We start from the raw sequence: 10,583 nt of genomic DNA on the forward strand, positions 1-10,583 counted from the left end.
CAAGGCGTGGTTGAAAATCTCCCGGTTCGAAGCGATTTGCGCGGCGCAAAGCCTTATGGTGCGCCGGTGCACGACGTGCCCGTGCGTCTCAACGTCAACGAGAACTCATATGACGTTCCCCCTGCTGTTGTTGAGGCGTTGCAAAAGAACATTGGAGAACAGCTTCAACATCTCAATCGCTACCCTGATCGTGAGTTCACGCGACTACGCGAGCTTCTGTCGCAGTACCTGTCGACAGTGCTGCAAAAGCAGGGCAACGGTGCCCTCACACAGATTCCGCCCGAATGGATCTGGGCGGCAAATGGCTCAAATGAAGTGCTGTCACACATTGTTCAAGCATTTGGCGGACCAGGGCGTACCGGCCTTGGATTTGAGCCTAGTTACTCGATGCACCCTCTCATCACAACCTCAACGGGCGCCACATGGATCAAGGCCTCACGTAACGCAGACTTCACGCTAGATGTAGACACCGCAGTCCGTGAAGTACGCGAGCAAAAACCAGATGTCACGTTTATCTGCACCCCCAACAACCCCACCGGGTGTTCGACACCGCTTGAGGTGGTAGAAGCGGTATTGCAGGAAACGGAAGGAATCGTCATCGTGGACGAAGCCTACGCAGAGTTCGCGCGGCCTGGATTTCAAACTGCCCTGGACCTTCTTCCAGACAATCCTCGGCTGGTCGTCTCACGCACCATGAGTAAAGCGTTCGCATTTGCCGGTGCGCGAGTCGGATACGCCGTGGCACACCCTGATTTCATTGATGTTCTACGCTTGGTGCGCTTGCCGTATCATCTATCAAGTCTGACTCAGGCGGCAGCGTGCGCAGCGCTTGAACACACGCCAGCGCTTCTGGCGAACGTGGAACGCCTGATCGAATCCCGCAACGCCATGAGCCAAGCGTTGACTGGCCTGGGGTACTCGGTCGTGCCAAGTGACTCCAACTTCCTGATGTTCGGAAACATCACAGACCCGCAGGCCATGTTCGAAGAGCTCCTCGCACACGGCGTCCTGGTGCGGAACAACGGTATCCCCGGACACTTGCGCGTTAACGCAGGAACTGACTTCGAAACCACGGAGTTTATCCGCGCGATCACAGAAGTGACTCGCACCCACCCTCACCTCCAAGGACAGGCATGACCCGCACAGCAACGGTTACTCGAACCACCTCGGAATCTGACGTCACCGTCACGCTCAACCTCGACGGCACGGGAACCTCAACAGTCTCCACAGGCGTTCCCTTCTTCGACCACATGCTCACGGCACTGTCTAAACACTCGTGCATCGACATGGCCATCAACGCATCCGGTGACACCCACATCGATGTACACCACACTGTGGAGGACACTTCGATCGTGATAGGTCAAGCGCTCAAGGAAGCGCTGGGCACCAAGGCTGGAATCCGCAGGTACGGGCACGCATATGTTCCACTCGATGAAAGCTTGGCCCGGGCAGTGGTCGATATTTCAGGGCGACCGTACTTCGTCCACTCGGGTGAACCCGAAGGCCAGCAGTATCACTTGATTGGCGGGCACTTCACTGGGTCAATGGTAGGGCACGCGTTAGAATCGCTGAGTGTTTCGGCGGGACTGACAACTCACGTCACCTTGCTAGCGGGACGCGACCCGCACCACATTGCCGAAGCGCAGTTCAAAGCTTTCGCGCGAGCACTGCGCACAGCAGTTGAAACTGACCCGCGCACCGACGCCATTCCGTCCACAAAAGGAGCCCTGTGAGCCGAACTGTCATCGTCACCCCGTTTGGATTGCCCAAACAGCTTGCCGCTGCGTGCAAGCTCAACAACATCGACGGGTACGTCGTCCCAGTGGGCGATTTTTCCGCAGTTGTACAGCAGTCATCCTCAACCGAGGAAGGAAACCGGGCGGCCTCGGCGATTTCCAAACTGGCCGGCAAACACGAAGTCCTGTTGCTCACCCGCGCCGATGAGCATATCGACGCCGGGCACTACCGCAACGGGAAACGCGAAGCCGATGTGCCAGCCGGACTGGCGCTGAACAACCTTCCAGAAATCGTCGAAAAGGTGCTACTCGAATCGGTCGAACCTGAAAACGCTGAGGGTGCTATTGACGTCACCGCAATGACCAGATACGAAGCATCGGCAGCCACCATGACGCCCGAACGCGCAGCCCTTGCGCGCACTGCGTTGCTATGGATGGTCGTGGCGCTCGTCGGTTTCGTTGGAATCGTGCTCGGTGCACTCGTGGCGCTCAACATCAACCCAATCGCATGGGCCGGTGTCGTAGTCGCATCGTTGATCTTTGGGTTCTCGCTCTACCGCATCAATGCACTGCTAGCGAGACGCTCATGACACAGGTGGTGGTGCTGGACTACGGATCGGGAAACGTCCGATCCGCAGTCCGCGCGCTCGAATCAGCAGGAGCGCGCGTCACGCTCACAAGTGATCGTGACGCCGCGCTGGATGCAGAAGGTCTGGTGATCCCTGGGGTCGGAGCATTCAACGCAGTCATGGAGGCTCTCGAACGTGTGGAAGGCCACCACATTGTGCGAACCCGCCACCAACAGAACAAACCCACTCTGGGCATCTGCGTGGGCCAGCAAATCCTCTTCCAATCCGGGACAGAGCACGGGATTACCACCTCGGGCGTGGCATTGTGGCCGGGCACGGTCACTCACCTCAACGCTCCAGTAGTCCCACATATGGGATGGAACACCGTCACCCCGGCGCCAGGGTCAGCAATGTTCGCAGGCGTCGAAAACGAACACTTCTACTTCGTGCACTCATACGCGGCACACACACCCGTGCCCGGAGCGCTCAACACCACAAGCACCCACGGCGAACAGTTCATCGCGGCTGTGGAAGACGGACCCACCTGGGCAACCCAGTTCCACCCGGAAAAATCGGGCGACGCTGGACTCACACTCTTAACTAACTGGCTGAAGCACGTTCGCAGCAAGGAGAAGCAATGACCAACCTCGTAGACTCAGCGAAACTGACCCTACTGCCCGCCGTTGACGTATCCGACGGTCGCGCGGTTCGTCTGGTGCAAGGGGAAGCGGGCACCGAAACCGAATACGGCTCGCCTATCGAAGTCGCCGGCACGTTTGAAGAACAAGGTGCCGAATGGATCCACTTGGTTGACCTCGACGCTGCGTTCGGACGCGGATCCAACCAGAAGCTGCTCGAACAGGTGACAAAATCCCTATCAATCAAGGTTGAGGTATCAGGTGGAATCCGGGACACCGAAAGCCTCGAACGGGCGCTTGACACGGGTGCAGAACGCGTCAACATTGGCACCGCAGCGCTTGAAAACCCGGAATGGACCGCACAGGTGATCAACGATTATGGGGACAAGGTCGCGGTTGGCCTGGACGTACGTGGAACAACCCTGGCTGCTCGCGGGTGGACCCGTGACGGTGGCGACCTGTGGGAAGTGCTCGCAGCCCTTGAAGAAGCAGGATGCTCACGATACGTGGTCACCGACGTCACCAAGGACGGAACCCTTCGGGGCCCCAACACGGAACTGCTCAAACAGATCGCGGAAAAGACCCAGAAGCCTCTCGTGGCGTCAGGCGGAATTTCGTCGCTGGACGACATCGCCGCACTGCGTGAGCTGGTGCCGGTGGGAGTCGACTCGGCGATCGTTGGAAAGGCACTGTACGCCGGAAAGTTCACACTGCCGGAAGCTCTGGACGTCGCCAGCGAATGAGCCAGAAACACGAACGCGAGGCCGGAGGCATGGGCGAAACCCCCGCCAACACAACCGACTCCGCGGGCACTCCGTGGGCTGGGCGAGACCTCAAACCCAACCCGTTTTCCGGTGACACGGGCGAAGCTGACCAGGAGCTCCTCGACGCTCTCGCTGCTGTTCATGCGAACCCGTTTGAGCCTGCGCTTCACCAACAAGTCATTGGAGCGCTACACGAAAAGCGGGTATACGCGCCGGTGCTGCCCACGGCCGTCGAGCACACAACTGACGAACGGGGGCTCGTTCATGACAACAAGAGCGAAATGGCTATGGTGCGCTTGGCTGCCGCGGATGGCCGTGAATGCACCCCAGCTTTCACCGACATCCCCGCGTTGACTGGGTGGCACGCGCAGGCTCGGCCGGTGCCCACTCAAGCCGAACGCTTAGGGGCTGCCGCGGTTGAAGAAGGCGCACAGCTCGTGGTACTTGACCCGGGAAGCGACCGGGCCTTCCTGATCCGCCGGCCAGCTCTGTGGGCGTGGCTCCAGGGGAAAGATTGGACGCCAGCGTGGGCCAACCCGCAGGTGGTCAACGCGGTTGCGCAGGTAGCCGGGCACCACAGTTGGATTGAGTCAGTGGCCGTGGGCGTAGGCTCAGCGAACGTGGTCATGTCCGGTCCCGAGGTGTCCCTCACCGTCCGCGTGAATCGGGAGCCCCAGTCACAGGAAGTGCAGGCGTTTAATGGGGAGCTGAGTCAAACCGAGCACGTTGTGGAGCTGGTTGACTCGCTCACCATGAGTTTTACTGACGCTCAGCGCGCGTAGCGGTTACTACGGACTCCACACGTGCGCCCAGTTCGGCGTCAACGTTGCGCCAGTACTGGAAGATGCGGGGGAGTAGCTGGTCATCTGTCACGGCCATGACGTGCCCGGCGATATTACCCACGAGGCGGTCGCGAGCAGCGTCGTCGAGGACGTTGCGCACCAGGTCGCCTGCCTGATTGAAGTCACCGTCGTTTTCCCGCAGGGTGGCGGCGGCGCGCACTGCATCACCCGAGAACGCGGTGATGTTCTGTTCGGTGACTCGTGCGGGGTCAGCCTGTGGGCCACCGTACGTGTTGGTCGCGTATTCGCCCATTTCTTTGGGGTAGTTTTCGTGCGTCATGGCGCCGTCACGGCTGTAGCTACGTTTGGTGGCTGCGCGTGGTTTGTTCACGGGCAGTTGCGCGTAGTTGGGGCCGATCCGGTGACGGTGAGTGTCTGGGTAGCTGAACAGACGTCCCATGAGCATTTTGTCTGGTGACAGTCCGGTGCCAGGAACCAGCGAGGACGGCGAGAATGCAGCCTGCTCGATTTCAGCGAAGAAGTCTTCTGGGTTGCGATTCAGCGTTAAGGTGCCCACCTTGATTCGTGGGTAGTCCTTCTTCGACACGGTTTTGGTCACGTCGAAAATGTTGGTGTGGTAGTTCAGCCCTTCTTCATAAGGGATCACCTGAACCTCAAGGTCCCAGCTGGGGAAGTTGCCTTCTTGGATCGCTTCGAAGAGGTCGCGGCGGTGGAAATCGGCGTCCACGCTGGCCATTTGGTCGGCTTCGTCTTGCGAGAAACCTTCGTGGCCGTACTTTTCAACGAACGCAGACTTCTGTTGGGAAAGGAAGTGGTACTTCACCCAGAAACGTTCACCTTGTGCATTGATCCACTGGAACGTGTGTGAACCGTACCCGTTTTGTTCACGCCACGAACGTGGGACACCTCGGTCACCCATGAGGTACGTGACCTGGTGAGCTGAAGCTGGGTTCTGCGTCCAGAAGTCCCACTGCATGTTGTTGTCACGCAAGCCAGAGTCCGACCTGCGTTTCTGCGAGTGAATAAAGTCAGGGAACTGGATTGCGTCACGAATAAAGAACACAGGGGTGTTGTTGCCAACGATGTCCAGGTTGCCCTCTGTGGTGTAAAACTTCAGCGCGAACCCGCGAGGGTCGCGCCACGTGTCAGGCGAGCCCTGCTCACCGGCCACTGTCGAAAACCGGGCCAACACCTCGGTCTTAGTACCTGGCTGAAACACGGCCGCGCGCGTGAAAGAAGATACGTCGTCAGTGACCGTGAATGTTCCAAAAGCACCGCCACCCTTCGCGTGAACGACGCGTTCAGGCACGCGCTCGCGGTCAAAGTGGGCGAGTTTTTCAATCAGGTAGTGGTCTTGAAGAAGGATGGGGCCATCTGGGCCCAAAGTTAAAGAGTGCCGGTCCGAACCAACTGGGATTCCGAAGTCGTTGGTCGTGAAGTTGTCCATGAACTCTCCTGGTAGTGGCGGACCTACTGGGTGTTCGAGTCTACCAGCTGGGTGATCGCGGGTGTATATCAATGGTTGCTGTGATGTCGCTGAGTGAGACGCACCGAACGGTCGTTCCAAAATCGGGGTACTGCGAGTAGGATCACACCATGGAATTTCGACGAACGAACCTTTCGGCGCCCATTCCACCGTCGACGCACTACGCCGACGAGATCGCCCGTGCCACCGCGGAACGGGCCTCGCAGCAGACGTATGAACCACCTCGGGGTGGGGGAGCGCCTGACACGTTTGCGCAGGTGGTCAAGCAGGAGTTGGACACGGTAACCGACGACCTGCACCAATTGTCTGCGCGAATTCACCAGTTGGCTGAAACCGCGTTTGAGGAGCGGGAGAGCGCCCAGGCGATCGTTGAGTTGCTACGGGCGCACGGCATAGACGCGCAAACGGGAGTGTACGGGGTGGAAACCGCCGTGCTCGCCGAGGTGGGTGATGGAGGTCGCACCATCGGAATCCTGGCAGAGTACGATGCGTTGCCAGAAATCGGTCACGCGTGCGGGCACAACGTTATTTGTGCGACCGGGGTGGGGGCGTTCTTGGTGCTTGCCAGGGCGCATGCGAAGGCGCAGTTGCCGGGGAAGGTAGTCCTGCTGGGCACACCCGCTGAGGAGGGACACACCGGCAAGGAGTACATGGCTCGGGAGGGCGCGTTCGACTCGCTCGACGCGGCCATCATGCTCCATGGGTACGGATACGACTGTGCCGACCAAGTATGGCTGGGTCGTCGCACACTTACGGTGACGTACAAGGGAGTGCCGGCACACGCCTCGGCGCAACCCTTCATGGGACGCAACGCGCTGGACGCGGCCAACCTGTTCTACCAGGGGCTGGGCTTGCTGAGGCAGCAGATGCCGCCAATTGACCGGATTCACGCGGTTATTCCGGAAGGTGGCACGCGCCCGTCGATCGTCACTGAGGAAGCGCAAGTGCAGGTGTACGTGCGGTCGAAGTTCCCGGAGACGCTGAAAGATTTGTCGGAGCGTGTGCACGACGTAGCGCAAGGCGCGGCGTTGATGACGGGTACGGGAGTCGAGATGCAATGGGACGTGCACCCGCCAAGTCTGCCGATTCGCACGAACCAGCCACTGACCGACAGGTGGGTGAAGCACCAGAATGCGGTGGGACGGTCGCCGTTGCCGGCGGGCGTGCTTGACGAATCGATTGCTGCGTCGACGGACTTTGGGAACGTGTCGTATCGCGTGCCCGGGATCCACCCGTTGCTCAAGATCTCAGACGAGTCGGTGGCGTTGCACACGCGTGCGTTTGAAGCGGCTTCTGGGTCTGAGAGCGCGTTGCAAGGCGTTGTGGACGGGGCATACGGCCTGGCCATGACAGCTGCTGATTTCTTGTTTGATGATGAGCTCGCCGCTAGTGTGACTGCCGACTTTGAAGCTGCCGGAGGTCGGATGGACGTTCCCAACTTCTTTAACTGACGATTATTTAATTCGAAACTAACTAATTACAGACCAATCCACTTGAACACGAAAACTTCTTACTTATAGACCTACAAACCTTGGAGACACAATGAGTAGTGCCACCAACTCGACTAAAGACGAAAAGCCTTCGCTGTCCGTGCGAATGCTCGAAGGCGTCGAGAAAGTCGGAAACAAACTTCCTGAACCGTTCACCCTGTTTCTAGTCCTGTTCCTCCTTACCGGAGTCGTGTCCACTGCCATGGCGATGGCCGGCATCTCCGTTGAGGTGCCAGGAAAAGAAGGCCCAGAAACGATTGCGATTAAGGGCTTGTTCACGGGTGAGGGCCTGGCGTGGTTCACCACGATGCTGGGCGACAACTACATTGGCTTCCCGCCGCTGGTAACGGTTCTGCCGATTCTGCTGGCCGTTGGTGTGGCTGAAAAGACCGGAATGCTGGCGGCTATGGTGCGCGTGGCGTTCGGATCTTCGCCACGTTGGCTGTTGCCCTACGCTGTGGGGGTCGTCGGTGTGACCGGATCCATCATGGCTGACTCGGCCTTCGTGGTGATCCCGCCACTTGCCGCGCTGGTGTTCAAGGCGGCAGGTCGTCACCCGGTGGCTGGTCTGCTGGGAGGGTTCGCGGCAGTGGGCGCCGGTTACTCCACTGCGCTCGTACCCACCTCACTGGACGCTCTGTTCGCAGGGATTACCACCTCGGTCATGAACACCCTGCCGGGGCAGGAGTACGCTGCGGTTAACCCGGTGTCGAATTACTGGTTCAACATTGCGTCGTCGATCGCGTTGGCGATTGTGTGTGGGTTCATCATCTCCCGGGTGTTGGAGCCACAGCTTGAACGCATTAACTCCCCGCGTGAAAAGGTGGAGGACGCTGAAGCTGCCGAAGGTGAGGGCGAGGAACTCTCGCAGTACCTCAAGCCGGCTGAGAAGAAGGCACTGATTGCGTCGCTGATTTTCGGTGCGATTCTGACGGCGGTTTTGCTGTGGGCCGTGCTGATTCCAGACTCACCGTGGCGCAACGAAGATGGCGCATTCTTGCCTAAGTCGCCGCTGTTGTCGTCGATCGCGTTTATTGTGTTCATCTACTTCATGGGGATGGGTGTGGTCTACGGTGTGGTCGTTAAGACTGTCACCAAGATGGCCGATGTGGTCGACATGATGGGCAAGGCACTCATCGACATGATTAGCTTCCTCGTGCTGGCGTTCATCCTGGGGCAGTTCATTGCGCTGTTTAACTGGACGGGGATTGGGTCGTGGATTGCGGTGACCGGTGCCGAGGGGCTCAAGGCCGCGAACCTGACCGGGTTCCCCGTGATCATTGGCTTCATCCTGCTGGCCAGTGTGCTGAACCTGTTCATTATTTCCGGTTCGTCCATGTGGACGATCATGGCTGGTGTGTTCGTGCCCATGTTCGCTTTGATTGGGTTGGAACCGGCGTTTGTGCAGGCGGCGTTCCGTGTGGGTGACTCGGCGACGCAGGTGATTACGCCACTGAACCCGTACATGATTGTGATTCTGGGGCTGTTGCGTAGGTACGAGCCCGAGGCGGGAATCGGTACCTTGGTTTCGCGCATGTTGCCGTTTGTGATTCCGTTCTGGATTACGTGGGCAGCGTTGCTGGCGGTGTGGTACTTCCTGGATCTGCCGCTGGGACCAGGAAACGGCATCTTCCTGTAAGGGCTCAGGTTGTTGTAGAGCGTGTTCCTGTAGGTGCACGGTTCGCTTAACCCGCAAGGGCGTCTCCCGTTAGGGGAGGCGCCCTTTCGTGTTGGGTGGTTGTGGTTGGGTGGGGCGGTTTTGGTTGGGGGTGGCCTTTGGATGGGGGCGGTTGATTGAGGTTTTGGGTCCGCCGAGGTGGTTGACTTCTTCTGATGGAGTAACGGCCGGCTGGGGAGTAGGCACAGGTTTGATGCGTCATGGCGCGAACGGCTAAAAATCCGAACCAGAATGCCCCGCCCTACCAAAACGGCAACGGGCTGTCGTATTCGTCTACGAACTTCGTCTTGGTGCCTACAACGAGGGTCGTTGTCTCCTGAGTAACTGAGTGCGTTTCACTGAACGCTTTTTGCGCCCGTAGCTGAGCGCTTGTCGTCTCCCTTAACCTAAAGATTCTCGTTTCCACGACTGAACACTCGTTCGAACACAAATAGAAACAAAATGAACAAAACCCTTGACTCATCAATCGAACACAAATAGAATAGAAGAAAGCAAGGAGGTGAACCCACATGACCACAACACACGCGGATACGCGTAACGACATGCACGACGGCCCGGCCGCGGAACTGTTTGAAGCAGTCAAAACCACCACACGCATCATGGACGAAGCACAGGTGAAACAAGCCGAAGCCGTCGCAGCCGTCATTAGCGCCCACATCACCCCAGTGGATAACTTCACTGACGGTCTACACGCCGTGTTCACCTCAAACCCCGGCACAGGCCCACTCGTCACAGGCGGAGCAACGAACGAGACTGCACACTCGGATGTGGCGCAGGGTTTACACTCCAACACCAATGCTTCTTCTTTTTCTGGCACCCAGACCACCTCTTTTGCTAGCGACCGGGTTGGTGCTTCTGCTGGCACCCAGTCCACTTCTGGTTTGGCTTTTGGTGCCCCGTCCGCATCATCGTCTACGTCTTCTTCTCACACGGCTTCTGTTTCTGGGTCTGTGGGTGTGGATGATGTGGTGGCGTGTGTGGTGTTGCCTACTGGTGAGGTGGCCACAGTGGCCAGTGTCGAACGCGTGGCAGAAGAGTTGCCTACCCCGACCGAGGGCGTGTTGGCGAAGCTTTTAGATTGCACACGGTCCCAGTTGGTAACCCGGTTACGGAAGATCATGACAGCGGTCGTGCTCATGCCTAAACTCTGGGCACTAGCAAAGCAGGGTGTGGTCAGCTTTGACCGGGTTTTGTATACGGCTGGAAGGGTTGTTCGTGCTGGGGTGTGTATCCCGGTGTTTGATGACATGCTCACCAACAAGCCCGTGAACGTGCCGTGGAAAACCTTTAGGCGCCACGTCAATGAAATCCTCGCGATGCTTATGACTCCTGAAACCCAGGTAGAGAACGCCCGCCGTAACCGGGGTGTGTCGTATTGGGTGAATGATGACGGGACAGCCACGTTGAGTCTTACTGGTC

General features: G+C 58.5%; 9 protein-coding genes and 1 pseudogene. 9 read left to right on the forward strand and 1 reads right to left on the reverse strand.

The window, feature by feature from the left end:
• Nucleotides 1-6: 6 nt before the first annotated feature.
• From QP868_RS10255 to QP868_RS10280, 6 genes are read left to right on the forward strand one after another with little or no spacing between them, the layout of a single operon-like run.
• On the forward strand, nucleotides 7-1,137 hold the full coding sequence (locus tag QP868_RS10255; protein WP_284926462.1) for a histidinol-phosphate transaminase: 1,131 nt from the start codon (nucleotides 7-9) through the stop codon (nucleotides 1,135-1,137).
• A complete protein-coding gene (gene hisB, locus QP868_RS10260) occupies nucleotides 1,134-1,733 on the forward strand; it encodes an imidazoleglycerol-phosphate dehydratase HisB (RefSeq protein ID WP_284926463.1) in 600 nt (199 codons plus the stop codon). The genes QP868_RS10255 and hisB overlap by 4 nt, the downstream gene beginning before the upstream one ends.
• Complete coding sequence (locus tag QP868_RS10265) at nucleotides 1,730-2,326, forward strand: hypothetical protein (RefSeq protein WP_284926464.1); 597 nt, start codon at nucleotides 1,730-1,732, stop codon at nucleotides 2,324-2,326. The genes hisB and QP868_RS10265 overlap by 4 nt, the downstream gene beginning before the upstream one ends.
• Nucleotides 2,323-2,946 (forward strand): imidazole glycerol phosphate synthase subunit HisH, encoded by a 624-nt coding sequence (gene hisH, locus QP868_RS10270; RefSeq protein ID WP_284926466.1) that lies wholly within the window; start codon nucleotides 2,323-2,325, stop codon nucleotides 2,944-2,946. The genes QP868_RS10265 and hisH overlap by 4 nt, the downstream gene beginning before the upstream one ends.
• On the forward strand, nucleotides 2,943-3,686 hold the full coding sequence (gene priA, locus QP868_RS10275) for a bifunctional 1-(5-phosphoribosyl)-5-((5-phosphoribosylamino)methylideneamino)imidazole-4-carboxamide isomerase/phosphoribosylanthranilate isomerase PriA (RefSeq protein WP_284926467.1): 744 nt from the start codon (nucleotides 2,943-2,945) through the stop codon (nucleotides 3,684-3,686). Before hisH ends, priA begins: the two co-directional genes overlap by 4 nt.
• A complete protein-coding gene (locus tag QP868_RS10280; RefSeq protein WP_284926468.1) occupies nucleotides 3,683-4,489 on the forward strand; it encodes an SseB family protein in 807 nt (268 codons plus the stop codon). The genes priA and QP868_RS10280 overlap by 4 nt, the downstream gene beginning before the upstream one ends.
• Here QP868_RS10280 and QP868_RS10285 read toward each other — a convergent pair.
• The gene (locus QP868_RS10285; RefSeq protein ID WP_284926469.1) at nucleotides 4,467-5,957 is read right to left on the reverse strand and encodes a catalase; all 1,491 of its coding nucleotides are present in this window, start codon (nucleotides 5,955-5,957) and stop codon (nucleotides 4,467-4,469) included. The genes QP868_RS10280 and QP868_RS10285 overlap by 23 nt on opposite strands.
• 149 nt (nucleotides 5,958-6,106) lie before the next feature.
• On the opposite strand from QP868_RS10285, the gene QP868_RS10290 reads away from it, so the two are divergent.
• From QP868_RS10290 to QP868_RS10300, 3 genes and pseudogenes are all read left to right on the forward strand, one after another.
• Nucleotides 6,107-7,447 carry a M20 family metallopeptidase gene (locus QP868_RS10290; RefSeq protein ID WP_284926470.1) on the forward strand — a complete coding sequence of 447 codons (1,341 nt, stop codon included), beginning with the start codon at nucleotides 6,107-6,109 and terminating at the stop codon, nucleotides 7,445-7,447.
• Between the two features lie 91 nt (nucleotides 7,448-7,538).
• Entirely contained in the window at nucleotides 7,539-9,125 is a 1,587-nt protein-coding gene (locus QP868_RS10295) for an AbgT family transporter (protein WP_284926472.1), read from the forward strand.
• Between the two features lie 548 nt (nucleotides 9,126-9,673).
• Nucleotides 9,674-10,583: pseudogene (locus QP868_RS10300) on the forward strand (hypothetical protein); the annotation flags it as partial.

This window comes from Brevibacterium sp. UMB1308A, assembly GCF_030230605.1.
Taxonomy (GTDB): Bacteria; Actinomycetota; Actinomycetes; order Actinomycetales; family Brevibacteriaceae; genus Brevibacterium.